At 46.6% G+C, this 19998-nt stretch carries 17 protein-coding genes; 1 reads left to right on the top strand and 16 read right to left on the bottom strand.

Going from position 1 to position 19998, the window contains the following annotated elements; translation table 11 throughout:
• Positions 1 to 143: 143 nt before the first annotated feature.
• The 16 genes from EWH91_RS01130 to citZ all read right to left on the bottom strand — a co-directional run bounded on the left by EWH91_RS01130 (position 144) and on the right by citZ (position 18624).
• Positions 144 to 959, bottom strand: coding sequence for a putative sporulation protein YtxC (locus tag EWH91_RS01130; RefSeq protein WP_240697227.1), 816 nt, complete (start codon positions 957 to 959; stop codon positions 144 to 146).
• Between the two features lie 335 nt (positions 960 to 1294).
• A complete protein-coding gene (gene dnaI / locus EWH91_RS01125) occupies positions 1295 to 2227 on the bottom strand; it encodes a primosomal protein DnaI (RefSeq protein WP_129928156.1) in 933 nt (310 codons plus the stop codon).
• Between the two features lie 23 nt (positions 2228 to 2250).
• Positions 2251 to 3624 carry a replication initiation and membrane attachment family protein gene (locus EWH91_RS01120; protein WP_129928154.1) on the bottom strand — a complete coding sequence of 458 codons (1374 nt, stop codon included), beginning with the start codon at positions 3622 to 3624 and terminating at the stop codon, positions 2251 to 2253.
• A 63-nt stretch (positions 3625 to 3687) separates the two neighbouring features.
• The gene (nrdR, locus tag EWH91_RS01115) at positions 3688 to 4176 is read right to left on the bottom strand and encodes a transcriptional regulator NrdR (RefSeq protein WP_129928152.1); all 489 of its coding nucleotides are present in this window, start codon (positions 4174 to 4176) and stop codon (positions 3688 to 3690) included.
• 70 nt (positions 4177 to 4246) lie between these two features.
• Positions 4247 to 4867, bottom strand: coding sequence for a dephospho-CoA kinase (coaE, locus tag EWH91_RS01110; protein ID WP_129928150.1), 621 nt, complete (start codon positions 4865 to 4867; stop codon positions 4247 to 4249).
• The gene (mutM, locus tag EWH91_RS01105) at positions 4864 to 5703 is read right to left on the bottom strand and encodes a DNA-formamidopyrimidine glycosylase (protein ID WP_129928148.1); all 840 of its coding nucleotides are present in this window, start codon (positions 5701 to 5703) and stop codon (positions 4864 to 4866) included. Before mutM ends, coaE begins: the two co-directional genes overlap by 4 nt.
• Positions 5704 to 5801: 98 nt before the next feature.
• On the bottom strand, positions 5802 to 8432 hold the full coding sequence (polA, locus tag EWH91_RS01100) for a DNA polymerase I (RefSeq protein WP_129928147.1): 2631 nt from the start codon (positions 8430 to 8432) through the stop codon (positions 5802 to 5804).
• Positions 8433 to 8514: 82 nt separating this feature from the next.
• Complete coding sequence (gene pnpS / locus EWH91_RS01095) at positions 8515 to 10239, bottom strand: two-component system histidine kinase PnpS (RefSeq protein ID WP_129928146.1); 1725 nt, start codon at positions 10237 to 10239, stop codon at positions 8515 to 8517.
• Positions 10220 to 10915 (bottom strand): response regulator transcription factor, encoded by a 696-nt coding sequence (locus tag EWH91_RS01090; protein ID WP_129928145.1) that lies wholly within the window; start codon positions 10913 to 10915, stop codon positions 10220 to 10222. The genes pnpS and EWH91_RS01090 overlap by 20 nt, the downstream gene beginning before the upstream one ends.
• Positions 10916 to 11019: 104 nt before the next feature.
• Positions 11020 to 11835: a phosphate ABC transporter ATP-binding protein PstB gene (gene pstB / locus EWH91_RS01085; RefSeq protein WP_483315812.1), complete on the bottom strand. Its 816-nt coding sequence runs from the start codon at positions 11833 to 11835 to the stop codon at positions 11020 to 11022.
• 12 nt (positions 11836 to 11847) lie between these two features.
• Positions 11848 to 12732: a phosphate ABC transporter permease PstA gene (pstA, locus tag EWH91_RS01080; protein ID WP_129928142.1), complete on the bottom strand. Its 885-nt coding sequence runs from the start codon at positions 12730 to 12732 to the stop codon at positions 11848 to 11850.
• Positions 12732 to 13688 carry a phosphate ABC transporter permease subunit PstC gene (pstC, locus tag EWH91_RS01075; protein WP_129928140.1) on the bottom strand — a complete coding sequence of 319 codons (957 nt, stop codon included), beginning with the start codon at positions 13686 to 13688 and terminating at the stop codon, positions 12732 to 12734. Before pstC ends, pstA begins: the two co-directional genes overlap by 1 nt.
• A gap of 142 nt (positions 13689 to 13830) precedes the next feature.
• Positions 13831 to 14730 (bottom strand): phosphate ABC transporter substrate-binding protein, encoded by a 900-nt coding sequence (locus EWH91_RS01070; RefSeq protein WP_129928138.1) that lies wholly within the window; start codon positions 14728 to 14730, stop codon positions 13831 to 13833.
• Positions 14731 to 15057: 327 nt separating this feature from the next.
• Entirely contained in the window at positions 15058 to 15993 is a 936-nt protein-coding gene (gene mdh / locus EWH91_RS01065; RefSeq protein ID WP_129928137.1) for a malate dehydrogenase, read from the bottom strand.
• 146 nt (positions 15994 to 16139) lie between these two features.
• Complete coding sequence (gene icd / locus EWH91_RS01060; RefSeq protein WP_129928135.1) at positions 16140 to 17408, bottom strand: NADP-dependent isocitrate dehydrogenase; 1269 nt, start codon at positions 17406 to 17408, stop codon at positions 16140 to 16142.
• A 100-nt stretch (positions 17409 to 17508) separates the two neighbouring features.
• The gene (citZ, locus tag EWH91_RS01055) at positions 17509 to 18624 is read right to left on the bottom strand and encodes a citrate synthase (protein WP_129928134.1); all 1116 of its coding nucleotides are present in this window, start codon (positions 18622 to 18624) and stop codon (positions 17509 to 17511) included.
• 233 nt (positions 18625 to 18857) lie between these two features.
• Here citZ and ytvI point away from each other — a divergent pair, with 233 nt between their 5' ends.
• Positions 18858 to 19991, top strand: coding sequence for a sporulation integral membrane protein YtvI (gene ytvI / locus EWH91_RS01050; RefSeq protein WP_129928132.1), 1134 nt, complete (start codon positions 18858 to 18860; stop codon positions 19989 to 19991).
• Positions 19992 to 19998: the final 7 nt, after the last annotated feature.

Below are 19998 nucleotides of genomic sequence, written 5' to 3'. Positions count from 1 at the left end.
GGACCATCGTCAAATCGTATTCAGTTGATGCTGTAGTCGTTCTGACATTTTCAGTCATCATTGCGATGGCCTCCTTCATTTGTTTCGCTTTTTCCAGTATATCCCTGGTCATTCATTTTGTAAACCCTTAATTCTGCCTTTTTTCAATGAAGTCCCGCTCCATGCTCCGTCTGAACTTCCCGTGGAAAGAAAAAAACCCGATCTTCAAATACTGTACTCAGTGTTTTCATAATGCTGTGTTCCGGACGATCTGTAAAAATGACTACCTGCTCCGGTGCCAGAGCGATCAGGCTCAGGATTATGGAGGGCTCCGCGTCGATCCCCCATTGTCTGAGTAACGGATAAAAGGAGCGTACAGACTGTACATTGCGGATCAGCCGGTGATTTTCGTCAAAGATTTTGAACGGTTCATCATCATAGACTTCGATTTTTTCACAAAGCGGTTTGTACGCGCGGATAATCCGGCGCAGCTTATCAATAAAAACCTGATATTCCTGCTCCAGCTTATATTCATCAATGGCCAGCTCGGTGATCCGTCGCAATGTCCGCTTATATGAAGTGAGTCGGAAATGTAAAATGGACGCAAAAGAGAGGGTACTGTGTTCCGTCAAAACACCCTCCAGCGCCTCCTGAATCAGCTGTTTCCGGTCCGGCAGTGTCTCCATGCGCGGAAGATCGTTTTTTTCACCGGCGAGAATGGCCGTGATAATATTCATGATGGCTGTTTTCTCTCCCGGATCCTTAAAAAAATAATATTTCTCGATGATGTTATACAGCCAGCCGTTCTCATATTTCCCTATGATATATTTTGTTATCAGGGAAGATAAAGTCCTCCAGTCGGTGCCCGTTTCCGGAAATATGGCCAGACGGCTGTTAAACAGCAGTACACGGACATCCTGTCTGTAAGCAGACGGCATACTCCTGTAAAATTCAACCGCTTCCTGCCTTGTCTCAAACACAATATCCAATGATTCTTCCTCCCCGTCCTATTCTTTTTACAACTATATGGGTGGAAGGAACGAATCATACGTATAAAAAAACCATCTGGAAAATAAAGTGAAACGTCAATCAGTGGGGAGCCCGAGCGTACAGGACGTTTTCGTGCAGGCGTTGCGATAGGACGTACGCATTTTAGCCTGCGCATCCCCCACGAATCGGATTATTCGTTGTTGAATCCGGCGGGATTTTACAGCAAGGTATCCCCTGCCCGGCCAATTCGTTTACCCGCATGACCCGGAGGTGGACCTGCCCGTTCATGCGGGAAAAAAAAAGCGGCAACCCTTGCCGCACTGATTTATCTTCGATTTTTGCCATCCATCTGAATCAATTTAGTAAAATGTCGAATACGTTCCATCACTCGTTTGGCTTTGACATTTTCTATCCCGCTTTTCTGAGAATAGGAAAAGTGGTTTTCCAGCTCATCATAGTTAAAATTAGAGGTGTACAGAGTGGGCAGATGCTCCATCATGCGATATTGAAGGACACTGCCCAGCACCTCATCACGTACCCAGGGTGTCATCGTCTCTGCACCAATATCATCCAGAATCAGAACGGGCGTTTTTTTCAGCACATCCAGTTTGGAATCAACGGTATTATCCTGAATGGCGCCCTTAATTTCTCTGAAGAAATCAGGGACATAAATGATCAGAGAGGCGACATGACGTTTCTGAGCAAGACTATTCATAATTGCCCCCATCAGATAGGTCTTTCCAACTCCGAATTCACCGCATAGATACAGCCCCTTGGCTGTTTCCGGATCTTTAAGATAATCACGGACAAAATCACCAGCCGCTTTCAGCGCTTCCTGACGCCCCACTTCATTTTTGTCAATGGTTTTAAATGTTGCGCTCAGTATTTCTTTGGGCACATAGTAACTGCGAATCAACCTGCTTTGACGACGCCTGTTCTGATCTTCACGAAGCAGAGGACAGGCTTTGAAAGTCAAAGCCGGATCGCCATGATCATTAATCAGTTCCGGGCGAAATCCCTTCATCATATTGGGACATTGCTCAAGGCCCGGACAATGGGCACAATGTTGCCATTCCTCGACAAACTGATACAGTTCGGGCAGATGTCTGGTCCATTTTTCCTGGTCAATTTGTGGATTTTGGTCCATAAATGACCGGATTTTCGGGTTTTCTATTAGAATTTTTCTTATTTTTTCCGTACGACGTTGAAGTTCCTGCTGGCCTATGAGACCTTTCATCAGTGATTTGATCGGCTCCATTTTCCCACTCCCGGCAAATAGCTTCAGATGCTGTTCAGGTAATCTTCCAGCCATTTGGCTCTTTTTCTGGCTTCTTCTTCAGAGACTTTGTCCTTTGTTTCATGACTTTTCCCTTTCATCCATTCCGGGACAACCTCATGATGCACACGCTCGGCTGTCCGGCGCGGACGGTTCGTCTTTTTAACGGGAGACTGTTTCTGATCATCCCGTTTTCTTTTCTCCTCTCTTGCCACAAACATCGCCTCACGAACTGTCCGGACATTTGCCCGGGACCATTGGGCGGCTATTTTTTCGACAAAAGATTTATTTAAATTATTATCGTTGACTTTCGCCACATAATCAATCAATACATTAATTACACCGGGGGGCAGTTTCGTGTCGAACATCAGATTCTCAACCAGTCTGAGGTCCGGCGCCGCCGGACGACTGCCATACCCAAGCTGTTCAAGCAGCTGGTAAGGCGAATTGGTTTCGTACCAGGCGATCAGCTGCTCTTCCTCATTACGTGGTTCTTTACCTTTCATTTCACTATGTGATGACGGCTGGGTTCGGTCGTACAGGGCAGGCATTTCTTCCGGACCATGTTCCAGTTTGTAGAAGTCTCTGACCTCTTTCCGGAGCATCTCGATATCAACGATACCGGTATGAAGTGAGGCCGATTCAATTGCCCGGCTCATATCAAAGGGCGTTGTCTGATAGACAAATGCCAGTTTTTCAACGGCTGCCTTGACTTCATCGGTCAGCGCATCCTCAGTCAGTATAGCATCGGAAAGGTAACCCCTCAGTTCTTGAAAATTGAATGGTTTGCGCAGATGAATCTGCCCCGATTCCGCACGTCCTTCCCAGGATGTCCCATCAGGTGTTGCTGCTTTTTCCTCAGAAACCTCCCCCGAAGGAAGGGATTCGAAAACATCATCGAATGCTGCCGAAAGATCCTGGAACTCGTCCATGCGAATGGTTTTCACTTCGAAAAGCTGCGCCAGCTTTTTAAAATCACGCGACCCGATCTGATGATAGAGGAACACACTCAGAAGGTCATCATGAAAAAAACGGGCGGGCGTCATTGGAGGAAAAAGCCGGTATAGAAACAGGCCCGGGTCGGACTGCTTTTTCTTTAACGTCTGTATCAGTCCGACAGCCTCCAGTTTCTTTCTTGCCTTAAGGATCCGATCAAGTGACAGATTCATCACACTCATCAGATGGTGGTGAGTGGACAGAATCCCCTGTACAGACGCATCCAGCTCCTGCCAGAGGGTAAAATACAGGCTTGTGGCTTCAATTCCAACCAGCGGCTGATACAAACTCGTAATAATTTTCTGGTCATAGAAATGAAGAATCCCGACTGATCGGACCGCATAATGATCGCCGGGCAAAATTTCTTTCCATGATTGCAGCATTGCACTGCATCCTCCCCTCATCCTTTGTCAATCAGCGGAAACGACGGAGAGACTGACACACATTCAGGAGTGATCTGATTTGCTGCCTTTTTCTTTTTCCAGCTGATCTTTCAGTTCCTGTATCTCGCGGGCAAAAACATTAATATCTTTAAACTGACGATAAACGGATGCAAAACGGACATAAGCCACTTCATCTACTTTTGCCAGTTCATTCATCACCAGTTCACCGATTTCATGGCTGTTGACCTCTGAACGCCCCTGGTCGCGCAGCTTTTTTTCAACACTGTTTGCCAGATCCTCAAGCTGCTCAAGCGGCACCGGCCTTTTTTCACAGGCTTTAATCAGGCCGCGCAGAATTTTATCTCTGCTGAATGCTTCCCGGTTGTCTCCCTTTTTGACAACGACAAGCGGCATTTCTTCAACCTTCTCAAAAGTTGTGAAACGATAATGACAGAATTCACATTCTCTGCGTCTCCGAATAGCCCGTCCGCTGTTAACAGGACGAGAGTCCAGCACTTTTGTCCCATCTTTCCTGCAGCTTGGACAGCGCATTTTCCCACCTCTTATTGTGGTATATATTACTTTTATTTTATCCTACACGGTTACGTATGAAAAGGTCTGGCTAAATTCTCCGGTTATCCGGGCAGCAGGAGATGCCCCAGAGTTTAAGCAGGGCAGCCATTTGTTCTTCTGTCTGCCGGATGGACCCGTTATTATCGATCACAGCGCTCGCTTTTCGCTCTTTCTCCTTAAGCGGCATCTGTGCTGCTATACGTGTTTCTGCCTGCGATCGACTTAATCCGTTTCTCGTCATAAGTCTGTGCAACTGATTTTCCCGGTTCACCGTGACAACGATCGTCTTATCCGCCCAGTGATCCAGACCGCCTTCAAAAAGCAGCGGGACATCGAGAAAAACGACCGGTGCGCCGAGCTTCCTGAAGGTGGAAATTTCTTTCCTCATACGCGCACGAATCAGGGGATGCAGCATTTCATTCAGCCTTCGCCGTTTCTCCTTATCTGTAAAAATAATCCTGCCAAGCGCCTGCCGGTCAAGAGAACCATCCTTGTGCAGGATATGCGGGCCGAAAGCATCCGCAATTTGCTTCAGTGCACCACTCCCCGGCTCGACAACCTCACGGGAAATCCGGTCCGCATCGATCAGCGGATAATGATGCCGATTCAGCCAGGCGGACAGGGTGCTTTTCCCGCTGGCGATTCCTCCTGTGAGCCCAATGATGATCATCTGGCGCGCCTTCTTCTCTGGCAGGATGGACAGAAGTGTGTACCCCGCCCGTCAACTTTTATTTTTTCAATCAGAGTTCCGCAGTTTAGACAAGGCTCTCCGGCGCGTCCGTAAACCTGCAGTTTCTGCTGGAAAAAGCCCATTTCTCCCCGGCTGTTTACAAATGTCCGGATACTGGTTCCACCCATTTTTATCGCTGCTTTCAAAGTACCAACGATAGCCCTGAAGAGTCTGGAAATATCACGCTTCGTCAGGAAAGATGCCGGACTCAGAGGATGAATTCCTGCCCGGAACAGGGCCTCATCTACGTAAATATTCCCCAGTCCGACGACGATTGACTGATCAAGAAGAAAAGGTTTAACCGGTCTTGATGTTTTTCGACAGGCCGCAGCCAGAGTATCGGCTGTAAACGACGGGGAGAAGGGTTCCGGGCCGAGCTTATTCAGTGGAAGCTGATTCCACTCCTCTCCTTTTTTAAATAAGTGCATCGTCCCAAATTTACGGACATCCCGGTAACGGAGTGCCGTCCGATCGGTAAAGTGGAAGATGACATGCGTATATTGATCAACCGGTTCAGATTCCGGATCCAGCCTGTATCTTCCTTCCATGCGCAGATGAGAAATCAGTACATACCGGTCAAAATAGATCAGCAGAAATTTTCCTCTTCGACCAACATGATGAATAGTCTGTCCGCGCAACAAACGGCAAAATGCGTCCGTATCTTCCGGTCTGCGAATGATTTTCTTCCAGCGTACTTCGACACTTTTCACCGTCTTCCCGATGACAAGCTGATTTAATGTCCTTTTCACCGTCTCTACCTCAGGTAACTCAGGCATAATATTTCCCCTCTGTATGTTAAAAAACGGCTGGCCGGTTGCAGAATGGCCAGCTTCGTTTTTCTTATCTTTTTCCCGCAAAGAATGACCTGTACCCGTTATTTGGCATCATACCATGTCGGACCGCAGGCGCATTCTACTTTCAGGGGTACAGTCAGTTCAATGGCATGCTCCATAATCTCAGGAACAACCTGTTTCATAGTTTCAAGCTCCTCCTCAGGAACTTCGAAAATAAGTTCGTCGTGCACCTGGAGAAGCATACGCGATTGAAGATGCAATGCTTCAAGACGCTGGTCCATATTGATCATCGCCTGCTTGATGATGTCGGCCGCACTGCCCTGAATCGGTGTATTCATTGCGGTTCTTTCTGCAAAACTGCGCCTGTTAAAATTTCTGCTTCGGATATCAGGAAGATAGCGTCTCCGATTGAGTAATGTCGTCACATAACCATTTCTTCTTGCGCTTTCGACAATTTCTTTCATATAACGCTGAACTCCGGGATAACTTTCGAGATATTTTTCAATAAACTTTCCTGCCTGTTTCCGTGTAATGCCGATGTTCTGCGAGAGTCCATAATCACTGATCCCGTAAATAATACCGAAATTTACAGCCTTGGCATGCCGCCGCATCAGCGGTGTGACGCTCTCACGATCCACGCCGAAAACGTCCATCGCGGTTTTGGTATGGATATCCAGTCCATCGATAAAGGCCTGTTTCAAATGATCATCATCAGCAATATGTGCGAGAACACGCAGTTCTATTTGAGAATAATCCGCCGAGAACATCTGCCAGCCCTTCTCAGCCGGTAAAAAAGCTTTACGGATCTTCCGTCCCTCTTCCAGCCGGATCGGAATGTTCTGCAGATTCGGATCAGTGGAGCTGAGTCTGCCGGTCTGTGTCAGGGCCTGATTGTAACGGGTATGAATCTTTCCCGTATCCGGGTTAATCACTTTGAGCAAGCCCTCGACATAAGTGGATTTTAATTTGACAAGCTGGCGGAAATCAAGAATCCTGTCAATAATTTCATGCCGTCCGCGCAGTTTTTCCAGAACATCAGCGGCTGTTGAATAGCCTGTTTTTGTTTTCTTAATGGCCGGCAAACCAAGCTTTTCAAAAAGGATCTCTCCCAGCTGTTTTGGAGAATTGATATTAAACTTCAATCCGGCCATCTGATAGATGTCCTTTTCGATAACCGCCAGTGTCTGATCGAGTTCCTTCCCCATATCTTCAAGCGTCTGTGCACTCGTTCTGACACCGGTAAATTCCATTTTTGCCAGCACACGCGCAAGAGGCATTTCGAGATCAAAAAGCAGTTTATCCTGTTTATTCTTTTTCAGTTCCTCAATTAACAGGGGTTTCAATTTCAGAAGAGCAGCAGCTTTATTCCCGAGATGACGTGCAAGCCGATCATCCTCAGGAATCTTTTGTTTCGCTCCTTTTCCATAAACTAAATCGTCTGGTTCAATATAGTTCATACCATGCTTCCGGGCAAGTCTTGTAAATCCCTGCCCGGCTTCAGCGGGATCAATCAGATAAGCGGCCAGACTGACATCAAAATCGATACCGCGCAGATCTATATTCCGCCATTTCAGAGCCACCTCAGCCTGCTTACTGTCTAAAAGCACTTTCTTTCTGCTGTCATCAGAGAGCCAGGCCCTGAACGTATCGTCTTTAAGCGCCTGGTCTGTTTTAATGAACCAGGTCCCCTGAGTATTAGAAACAGCAAAACCGATAATCGTCCCATAGTGGTAGTTTTCCTCAAGCATTTCAACGATAAGGGCACTCGGTGAGCCAAGCTGATCACGCGTAAACCGGTCGATTGGCTCCACCTGAATGGCTTCAGAGAAATCAAAAGAAGACTGTGCTTCATCGGGGGCCAATCGCTCAATAAGTGACTGGAAACCAAATTCCTTAAACAGGTCAATCATTTCCGGCGTCACTTTATGCGCATAGGTACAGGCATCCGGCGTCACCGTAACCGGCGCTTCCCGATCGATCGTAGCAATGCTCTTACTCATCTTCGCCTGTTCCTGATTATTGATCAGATTTTCTTTGAGTTTCTTCCCGGACACTTCATCAATCCGTTTATAAACTCCTTCCACCGAACCAAACTGACTCAGAAGCTTTATTGCTGTTTTTTCACCGACTCCGGGCACGCCCGGGATATTGTCGGAAGCATCTCCCATGAGACCTTTGAGATCAATGACGGCTTCCGGCCCAATACCATACCGTTTCATCACCCCTGCATGATCGTAATCGACCGTATCGGTAATGCCCTTTTTGATCAGCGAGACATGGATATGATTGCCGACAAGCTGCAGATAATCCTTATCCCCGGTGACAATCCGGACCTCATAACCCTGTCCGGCCGCCTGCTTTGACAGGGTGCCGACAATATCATCCGCCTCATAATTATCCAGTTCGTAGCGTTTGATCCCCATCTTGTCCAGAAGATCATAGACAAAAGGGAACTGCTGAGAAAGCTCGGGAGGTGTTTTTTGCCGGCCGCCCTTATATGACGCATACGTCTGATGCCTGAACGTCGTTTTCCCGGCATCGAACGCGACGAGGAGATGTGTCGGCTTCTCCTCGTCAATGACCTTCAGAAGCATCATCGTGAATCCATATATCGCATTCGTATACATCCCCTGGGTATTACTGAGCAGGGGAAGCGCGAAGAAAGCCCGGTAAACCACATTGTTGCCGTCAATTAATACAAGTTTTTTCATAGCCCGCCTCCTGATCATTAGAAAAACGAATGGCCTGTCTTTATCGGATATTCTCTAATCATTTTAAAGCAACATTCGTTTTTTATCCAATCGGAGCGGGAGCCTTTTTGAAAGATATGGTAAATGTCGTTCCCTTACCCGGTTCACTTTCGACATCGATGCGACCTTCGTGGGCTTCGACCAGATGCTTGACAATAGCGAGTCCAAGTCCTGTGCCACCGGAGTCACGGCTTCTCGCTTTATCAATGCGGTAAAACCTTTCGAAAATTCGCGGAATCTGATCCTTAGTCATTCCCATTCCGGTATCCGCGATCATAAACTTTGCATAATGAGACGACTCAGTAATCGAAAGGGTAATACTGCCGTTCTCCGGGGTATAAGCAATGGCGTTATTAATCAGATTGATCATAATCTGACGGATGCGGTAAGGATCTCCCAGTGACCATCCTTCCGGCCCCGCTTTACGGATCAGTTTCAATTGCTTCTTTTCAGCCTTTTCATGGAACATCAGAAGAACGGCATCCATCACCTGTGAAAGAGAGACCGTCTGCCAGTCAATAACAAAATGTGCACGTTCTATTTTTGACAGTTCCAGAAGATCATTGACCAGACTCTGCAGCCGGTGCCCCTCCTGCAAAATGATATTAAGGAATTGCTCTTCCATCTGTTTATCATCTTTTGCCCCGTCAAGCAGCGTTTCAGCGAAACCAATTAAAGACGTGATCGGCGTTTTCAGTTCGTGGGAGACATTGGCCACAAAGTCACGACGCATATTTTCCAGTTTTTTAATCCCGGTGATATCATGGAATACCACAACAATCCCGCGAACATGATGATGTTTATCCAGAATGGGCGCACAGGACACATCAAAATGTTTCCGCTCGATATGTATGGCGAACTGCAGTTGCTTCGTTAACCGTTTTTTTCTCTTAAACACCTGCTGAATTAAGGCGTTCACTTCCGGATATGGAATGACTTCCTGATAATCAGCGAGCTCCCAGTGACCGGCACTGGTCCTGAAGTCTTCCTTAAACGTCCGATTGATATATTCGATTCTGCCGTTGCCATCAATAAAGATCAGGCCATTACCAATATTTTCAACGAGCGTCTCCATACTGTCCCGCTGACTTCTATAGGTGCGACTCATCTCGTGCAGGGCATCCGACAATTTGTTCAGAGCAAGATTAAGTCGAAGCACACTGTCATGCTTTTCACTGTTGGAGGCAATCATGTTGTAATGGCCGTTCAGAATGTTTTCCGCCATACGCGAAGCGAACCGGACAGGAACTTTATATGATCGAACGAGATAATCGCGATAAACCAGCAGTCCCGTACCTAATAAAAAGAACGACAAATAGAGCAGACCGAGGCCGAGGATTTCTGTTTTTGGAGCTTGCATCCACAGATAACCGACCACCCTCTGATCTGCTCTGACTGGTGTTATGTAATGAGCATGTTCATTTTTCACATGAAACGAGGGCTTCTTAACCTGAGAAATATGGATGGGGCGCGAAGCATTCTGGCTGGTTGCGAAAAGCTGCTCACCTCTGGGGTTATATAAAGTAATCTGTACATTCTCTTTCTGCGCGTAATCCTTCAGTCCCTCTTGAACCGGCGACAGATCAAGCTGATTTCCCCGTACCAGAACGGACTCAATCCAGGTCGCACGGTCCAGCATGATGGTTCGATCCTGCTGTGCGCAGGCCACCTTAATGACCTGATCTGAAACGTAGATAATAAAAAGGAGGCTGAAAAGGACATATCCCCAGCGAATCCACAGTCTGACATCAACCCTTTGGCTCCTCAAGTTTATAACCTAACCCCCGAACCGTCTTAATATAAAGCGGCTTGCGCGTGACATCTTCAATTTTGTCTCTGAGATGGCTGACGTGAACGTCAACAATACGCGTGTCGCCCGCAAAATCATAATTCCATACAGCGTTTAACAGCTGCTCACGCGTCAGGACCCGACCTTTGTGCTTCATCATATAGACAAGCAACTCAAACTCTTTCGGTGTCAGCATCATTTCTTTTTCTTTAAATGTGGCTTCAAATTTATTTGGATAAACTTTCAGTTCACCGGCCACAAGCACTTCGCTTTGTTCCGGGCTGCCTAATTCTGTCCGTCGAAAAATGGCTTTTACGCGGGCAATAACTTCTCTTGGGCTGAATGGTTTGGTCATATAATCATCCGCTCCCAGTTCAAGCCCCAGTATTTTATCCAGTTCATCATCACGTGCCGTCAGCATAATAATAGGGATCATGATAAACTCCTGACGAAGCTTCTTGCAGATGTCCATCCCGTCCATCTCCGGGAGCATCAGATCCAGTATGATTAGATCCGGATGCCGTTCTTTAACGACAGGCAGGACTTCAGATCCCTTATAAGCTGGAATGACTTCATATCCGGCTTTTTTCAAATTGAACGAAAGTAAAGTAACGATTGAAGGTTCATCATCCACTACAAGAATTTTTTTAGCCATGTCGGACCACCTCCAGCGTTGATTCTCTCTTTCCATTCTTACATTTTCCAGCTTAAAAATGAAGCCTTTCGCATGTAATGAAATTAGAAGGGAGGCGTTCCGTATCAGCCAAAACGTCCCGAAATGTAATCAGCCGTACTCTTTTTCTCCGGATGAGTAAACAGGTCCTTCGTCAATCCAAATTCCACAAGTTCACCCTGGTAGAAGAAGGAGGTGTAATCAGCAATTCTTGCTGCCTGCTGCATATTATGTGTCACAATAACAATGGTATAATCTTTTTTCAACTGACTCAGTAATTCTTCAATTTTCGACGTTGATACCGGGTCCAGTGCTGAAGTAGGCTCATCAAGAAGCAGTACCTTCGGCCTTAGCGCCAGTGCGCGCGCGATGCACAGCCGCTGCTGCTGTCCGCCGGAAAGTCCGGTTGCCGATCTATCCAGACGGTCCTTTACTTCTTCCCAGAGGCCGACTTCCTTCAGGCACTGTTCAGTTATTTCTTTAAGCTTTTTTCTGTTGCGAACCCCTGCAAATTTTAATGGCAGCTGGATATTTTCATTGATTGATTTCTGGAAAGGGTTCGGCTGCTGGAACACCATACCGATTTCCTTGCGAAGCTGCACCACATCAACTTTTTTACTTAGTATGTTGATGTCCCGATACGTGATATCGCCTTCACACCTGGCAATCGGAATCAGGTCGTTCATTCGGTTAATGGTACGGATAAATGTCGATTTCCCACAGCCGGACGGACCGATTAATGCTGTAATGGCTTTTTCATGAATCGGCATATTCACATCTTTCACTGCATGATTGTCTCCATAATATATATTCACGTTTTCACAATTAATCTGAACGGGTGTTTTCACAATATCATTATTAGTAAAATTAGCAATTTTATTGTCCAGTTGAATCATCATCATCCGCTCCTCCTTTTATTTCCCGGATAGTTTTGTATTGATAACTTTTCCCAGTCCGCGTGCAAGCAGGTTAAATAACAGAACGCAGATCACAAGTACGGCTGCCGAACCATTTGCTACTTTTGCAATGTCAGGAATAATTCCCGAAGTATTCACTGCCCAGATATGCACCGACAGAGTTTCAGCCGAGCGGAAAATATTCAGGGGTGAATTCGGAGCTGCCGGATTCCAGTTTGTAAAATCAAGATCCGGTGTGGAGAGTCCCGCTGTAAACAGCAGTGCAGCAGACTCTCCGAATACCCTGCCCGCAGAAAGGATAATTCCTGTCAGAATGCTGGGGAAAGCTGCGGGAAGAAGGATGGTCTTGATTGTGTGCCAGTGGGTCAAACCAAGCGCGAGACCGCCTTCTTTCTGATGCCTGGAAATAGAATTAAATCCGTCTTCGGTTACACGAACAATGACCGGGAGGTTAAATACAGTTAAAGCCAGAGCCCCGGAAAGCACCGAGTATCTGAATCCGAAATAATTCACAAAGAGCAGCATGCCGAACATGCCGACAACAATAGAAGGCAGCGAAGCAAGCACTTCAACACAGGATCTGATAAATGAGGTCAGTTTACCCGGTCTGGCGTACTCGGCAAGGTAAATGCCCCCCGCTATCCCGATAGGGACAGTCAGGATCATTGTGATGATCAGGACATAAAAAGAATTCCACAGCTGGTCTTTAATGCCCCCTCCGGCAAGAAACGGGCTTGATTCGCTGGTAAGAAAATCCCAGGAAATACTTGTCAGTCCACGGAAAAGGATGTAACCAAGCAATGCGGCAAGAATACCGGCCATTGTCAGGGCACATAAAATAATAAGAGAGAGAGCAATCCGATTCGTGACTTTACTGTGCATCAGTAAGCCCTCCTTTTAGACAGGAAGCGAAGAATAATAATGAAAATGTAAGAAATGATCAGGAGAATAAGGCCGAGTGACCAAAGTGCGTCGTTCGTAACACTCCCGGCTGTCGTTTCACCCATACTTGATGTAATGACTGTGGTCAGTGTTGCACCCGGATCCAGCAGTGAATGCGGGATCACCCGTGTGTTCCCGATGACCATTTGAACAGCAAGGGCCTCTCCGAACGCCCGTGACATCCCCAGAACAATCGCAGTGATCAGGCTAGATCCGGCGGCTGGGATGACAACACGCCAGATCGTCTGCCACTTTGTCCCGCCGATGGCGTAAGAAGCTTCACGAAGGGAGTCCGGTACAGCGCGAATGCTGTCTGCCGAGATACTGGCTACTGTCGGCAGAATCATTATTCCGACGACGATTGCACCGGCAAGCATATTAAATCCTGAACCACCAAAATGTTCCCGCATAAACGGGACAACAATAGAAAGGCCGATTAAGCCATAGACAACCGAAGGAATACCGACAAGTATTTCAATAATCGGCTGCATGATTTTCTGGCCCCATTTTTTTGACAGCTCCGCCATAAATATCGCTGTTCCTACGGCTATAGGTGTTGCGATTAAAGCAGCAAGCAGCGTGACGACGACGGATCCATAAATAAACGGAAATGCACCGAATGAGGGGTTACCGGCGCGATCCGGATACCACTCCGTCCCCGTCAGAAATGACCATGGATTTAAATGGTCCACAACAAAGGACCGCAAACCCTGAATTGTTAAAAACAGAGTAATAGCAAGCACTGCAATGATAACCAGAAAAGCACTGCTGTAAATAAACAACTTTCCTCTGTCTTCACTGTTGCGGTCGGTAAATCTTTTCAAGATACCCTTTTGTTTCAGCAAATTGGACCGGGTGTCCAGAGAAGGATTCAGCTTCTCACTGTCCGCTCTCATAATTGCACCTCATTTTTCTATGGCAAATAATAAGTGTACAGGATATGGCTTAGAGCGGGACATAACAAAGTTATCCCGCTCAGCCAATCCAGTAGTTTTTTCTTCAATTACATTATAACGTATCATTCATTGTCTTTCGACATTATTTATTAGATTGTTCACCCTTTGCATCACGCTGAACAGCCATCTTGGCTTCGGAAATATATCCCTGTGCCGGAACTGCTTTCGACTGAACTTCATCGCTCAGCATGTAGTCAAGGAACGCTTTTACAAGCGGCTTGGGTTCGCCTTTTGTATACATATGTTCATAAGCCCAGACTGGAAATTTACCGGCAGTGATATTCTCTTCATTCGCTTCGACACCGTCAATGGACAGTTTAACAACTGAGTCATCGCCTTCTGTGAAGTACGACAGAGCCATATAACCGATAGCCCCGGGGGTTTCAGCTACGATTTTCTTCACTGTGTTTGTTGAATCCTGAGTAATACCTTCCGCAGGTGTTTCGCCGTCAAGTGCGAACTTATCGAAGGTTGCGCGTGTACCTGAACCATCGGGACGGTTAACTAATGTGATCTTAACATTTTTACCGCCAACTTCTTTCCAGTTCTTCACTTTGCCCGTAAATACCTTCTTCAGATCTTCCCTGGACAGATTCTTTACGCCGGCTTTCGGGTTGACGGCAGCTGTCATACCGACAACGCCTACTTTGTAATCCTTCAGTGCGGATGCATCAACGCCCTTTTCTTCCGCAAAAAGGTCTGACATGCCGATATCAAAATTCCCAGAAGATACTTCAGTCAGTCCGGCACCGCTGCCGCCGCCCTGCACATCAATCTGTACCCCGGGATTTTTCTCCATAAAATCTTTTGCTGCCTGTGCGGCAAGAGGCTGAAGAGCAGTTGAACCACCAACCGTAATTTTCCCTGACAGGGATTCTGAGCTGCTGTCGGCTGAACTGCTGCCATTCCCGCAGGCTCCGAGAACAAGAATAAGCGACAGAGCAAGCATCATGCCCATACTGAGCAAACTTTTCTTTTTCATCAGACTTTTTTCCCCCTCAAATGTACGTACCTTAGAACACTTCTTATAATAAAGAGATTGTTTTAATGACGTATAAACGTCATGTAAATTTATTGTAAAGACGGATTTTGTCGCTATTTTTGGAATGAATCATCGGTATTACTATGCCATCATTTCCAGGATGTAAACAAAAAAACCGGTGATCCGTGTCTTACTGGATTACCGGCTGAAAGCATTCAAAGCTGATTTTTTTATTTGTTAAAATTTTTGCAGGAACAGGGATCAGAAAGTCAGGTCTCTGATGGCGCCTGTGACATGCCCGTCGGCAAGTTTTTCTGCATGTGCTGTTTACATGATTTGAAGAACGTTTCTTACTGAATCCGCGGAACGGTCAAGGGCTGATTTCTCATCGCTTGTCAGATCCAGTTCAATAACCTTTTCTATCCCGTTTTTACCGAGAATAACCGGAACACCCAGATATAGTCCGCTGTAGCCGTATTCGCCATCAAGAAGGGCAATAGCCGGAAGAATTCTTCGCTGATCTTTCAGTACGGCTTCAGCCATCTGACAAAGGGCGGCGGCCGGTGCATAGTATGCACTGCCATTTCCCAGGAGTGACACAATTTCACCGCCGCCTTTCCGTGTCCGCTCAATAATCTGCTTTAATTTCTCTTCAGAAATTAACGTGCTGACCGGTACACCCCCGGCATGAGAATAGCGGATCAGCGGCACCATAGAGTCACCATGCCCGCCCAGAACAAAACCGGTGATATCTTTTACTGAGACATTCAATTCCTGAGCGATAAATGTTCTGAACCGGGCTGTATCCAGCACCCCGGACTGACCGATCACACGACTCCTGGGTAAACCGGATTCCCTGAACACAGTGAAGGTCATAGCATCCACTGGATTACTCAGTACGATAATGATGCAGTCCGGAGAGTAATGAACGATTTGTCGGGTGACTTCTTTCATAATCCCCGCATTAACCGAAACAAGATCTTCGCGGCTCATTCCCGGTTTTCGGGCAATGCCCGCCGTAATGATGACAAGATCCGAATCCGCTGTTCTGGCGTAATCCGATGTACCCGTGATTTTCGTATCGAATCCCTGAACCGGTGAAGATTCAAGCATATCCAGAGCCTTGCCCCTTACCGGTTTCTCCAGTTTGGGAAGATCAACAAGAACGACATTTGCAAGTTCCTTCTGGGCAAGTAAAAAGGCGGTTGTTGATCCTGTAAAACCCGCTCCAACGACTGTGACTTTTTTGCGATTAGCAGACATAACGATTCCTCCTCATCATAAAATCGAAACCAGCCCGGTCATGATGTATGCGCTGTCATTTTAGAATAAGCCGAAATCAGGCTAACCGGCATAAGTCAGTTCAGTCTGCAGGCCTATTGTCTGGATTCAGAGCACAGATCCAGGGTTCACATGTTCGCAATAACTGCATCGGCAAATTCCGAACACTTTACTTCTTTAGCATCACTCATCAGACGTGCAAAATCATAAGTTACGATTTTCGCCGAAATCGTTTTTTCAATGGCGTTCGTAATTAGATTTGCCGCTTCATACCATTTCAGGTGTTCAAACATCAGGACGCCGGACAGAATGATAGAGGATGGATTCACTTTGTCCATTCCGGCATATTTCGGTGCCGTACCATGTGTCGCCTCAAAAATAGCGACGCCTGTTTCATAGTTAATATTGGCACCGGGAGCGATGCCGATCCCGCCGACCTGGGCTGCGAGTGCATCAGAGATGTAATCTCCGTCGAGATTCATCGTTGCGACAACATCATATTCAGCAGGTCGTGTGAGAATCTGCTGCAGAAAATTATCCGCAATGGCATCTTTTATAATGATGCGCCCGGCATCCTCAGCCTGCTTTTGCGCCTCGTTTGCTGCATCCTTTCCCTTTTCAGCAGCGATCGTATCAAACTGACGCCAGGTAAAGGTCTGATCGGGAAACTCCTTTTCTGCCAGACTGTAGCCCCAGTTTTTGAAGGCACCCTCTGTAAACTTCATGATATTTCCCTTGTGGACGAGCGTTACACTCTTTCGCCCCTCCTGAATGGCATAACGGATTGCCGCGCGAACCAGACGTTCGGTGCCTTCCTTAGAAACCGGCTTGACACCTATCCCCGATGATTCAGGAAAACGGATTTTGCGTACATTCATTTCATTTTGCAGAAAATGAATCAACTTCTGTACTTCCGGAGTACCAGACTCAAATTCAATGCCCGCATAAATGTCTTCCGTATTTTCACGGAAAATAACCATGTCCACCTGTTCAGGGTGTCTGACCGGGGAAGGAACGCCCTGAAAATAACGAACGGGTCGCAGACAGGTAAAGAGATCCAGCTGCTGACGCAGGGCAACATTCAATGAGCGGATCCCACCACCTACAGGTGTCGTAAGTGGGCCTTTAATGGCGATAATATATTTTTTGATCGCATCGAGGGTCGCTTCCGGTAACCAGTTACCAGTATGGTCAAAGGCTTTCTGACCAGCAAGAACTTCCTTCCAGACAATTTTCTTATTACCATCGTAAGCTTTCTCGACGGCAGCATCAAAAACCCTTGAAGCTGCCTTCCAGATGTCCGGACCGATGCCGTCCCCTTCAATAAAAGGGATTACAGGCTGGTCCGGTACGTGGAGTACTCCGTTTTCTACAGTTATCTTCGCGCCCTGTGTCAAGTCATACCAACCTCCAGACTATTAAGTCGCTTTTCATTTTCCAGTTCTATTATAACAGTTTTTCGAACGTTCGGGACCCTGTATTCTTCCTCTCTTTCCGTCATCTTTCAGACATAGGAACATAAGAACGCTGTGCAGGTCCATTATATTCCGCTCTTGGACGAATCAGCCGGTTATCATTATATTGTTCAAGGATATGAGCCACCCATCCTGACGTCCTGCTGACCGCAAAGATCGGTGTGAACAGATCGTTTTCTATACCAAGTGAGTGATAAAACGTTGCAGAGTAGAAATCCGTATTCGGAAGGAGTCCCTTCTTTTCCTTCATGATTTCTTCAATATGCAGCGACATATCGAACCATTTTTCGTTATCGGTGTTTTGAGTCAGCTCTTCTGCCATTTTTTTAATGATACGCGCTCTTGGATCACCGTTCTTGTAGACTCTGTGGCCGAATCCCATGATCTTTTGTTTTTTAGCCAGAGCATTTTCAATGAAATCTTCAGCTTTTTCCGGAGAACCGATTTTCTCCAGTGTGTTCATGACCTGTTCATTGGCCCCGCCGTGCAGTGGTCCTTTCAGGGCGCCGATCGCTGCCGTGACGCCCGAATAAATATCGGAAAGAGTAGCCACACAGACGCGTGCTGTAAAGGTCGACGCATTCAGTTCGTGATCAGCATGGAGAATCATGGCCGTATCAAATACTCTGGCTTCCGTTTCTGTAGGCACTTTGTTTTTCAGCATATACAGAAAATTCGCTGCTAAATTGAGGTCCGAGCGCGGAGCAACCGGTTCTTTTCCCTCCCGTATCCTTGCGAAGCCAGCAACAATCGTTCCAATCTTTGCCTGAAGGCGGATCGCTTTTTCGGTATTCGCCTTCAAATCCCTTTTGTCAGCATCCGGATCAAATAAACCAAGAGCAGAAACTGCTGTTCTGAGCACCGCCATCGGATGCACATTATGGATGGGCCAGGTTTTGATCTGCTCAAAAATTTCATCAGGGACCTGCGCATTTTCAGCGATTTTCTTTTTAAATGATTTCAGTTGATCGAGGTCAGGTAACTCACCTTTCCAGAGTAAATAAACCACTTCTTCAAAGGACGAATACTTCGCGAGATCCTGAATACTGTAGCCACGATATGTCAGTACGTCATGGTTAATAGAACTAATTGCGGAAGTCGTTGCGACAACCCCTTCCAGTCCTTTTGTTGCTGTCATTGCAAGAACCCCTCCTTAAAATAATTCAGTTTCCGGGAGCAATTTGTAAGCGCTTAATAAATTGGGACCCAAAAGATCACGATCGTTCAATTTGATTATATCTGTTTGCGTCGATTTTGTGAACAAAAAAGGCCAGGCGAAAATAAATTTCACAACTCTGACACATCAGGTCATGTTCCTGTTATAACTGTTTAACAAGCGACATACCATGTATGGACAAGGTGGGGTGCACCATGAAGGCTGGTGAAAAGTCTATAAAAATATATCTCTCAATAGCTCTCCGTGCTTTGTTCGTTCTTGCACTGGTTGTGCTTATTCTGTTCTTTACGTACCTTACCGTTCGGTTTGCCTTCCCATTTCTGATTGCCTGCCTGCTTTCGCTGCTCCTTAATCCACTGGTCTCATTACTGGAAAAAAAAACAGGCATCCCGAGGGGGCTGTCTGCTTTTGTTGTGTTATTTCTGTTATTTTCGGCAGTTATCGGATTGATGCTCTTTGCTGCTGTATCGCTTATCAAAGGCATTACAGTTCTGTCAAAAACAGTGCCCGGCCACCTTGACGCTTTGATTGGTGATCTGCAGAATCTCTTTTTTTCCCGACTCGTTCCAGCATGGGAACGGGCCGTTCATCTGTTTTCCGGTCTCAGTCCCGGTCAGCAGCAGGCTCTGCGTCTGAATATCGAGAGTATGACCGGTACATTGGTTGACTTTCTGAACGACAGCGCTGGACGACTTGTCATCAGTCTGACCCATTTTATCTCATCTTTACCTGATACGCTGCTGTCCGCGCTGTTTGTTTTTCTTGCCGCTTTTTTCATATCAAAAGATACGGATAAAATCAGGCAGCGTCTGTCTCTGATTTCTCTGACTGCGATACAGACACCCGCCCTGCAAGTCTGGAAGGATCTGAAACAAACCTGTGCGGGATTTATTCGTGCCCAGTTTATCCTTGTCACCATAACTTTTCTTCTGATTTATTTCGGTCTGTTATGTATTGGGGTCAGTCATCCATTTACCATTGCCGTTATCGCCGGTTCAGTTGACCTGATCCCTTATCTTGGTACCGGAGTGATCTTTATTCCGTGGATCCTGTACCATATGATCATACAGAACTATCCCCTTGCACTTACCCTCTCAGCACTTTATCTGACTGTTGTCATCCAACGGCAGCTTCTTGAACCGAAGATCCTGTCCGCCACCATTGGGATTGACCCCCTGGCTTCTCTTGTGGCCCTTTATTTCGGATTCAGATGGCTGGGTTTCTCAGGACTTGTTATTGGACCTGTGCTGCTTATTGTGGTCAGATCTCTTTATCACTCCGGAGTTCTGAAAGACACCTGGGCCTTTATCATCGGCCGGAAAACCTGAAAAAAAG

Origin of the sequence: Sporolactobacillus sp. THM19-2 (assembly GCF_004153195.1) — a bacterium.
Lineage (GTDB): Bacteria > Bacillota > Bacilli > Bacillales > Sporolactobacillaceae > Sporolactobacillus.
The sequence above is the reverse complement of the archived record's forward strand: the minus strand, read 5'-3'. Positions and strand labels throughout refer to the sequence as shown.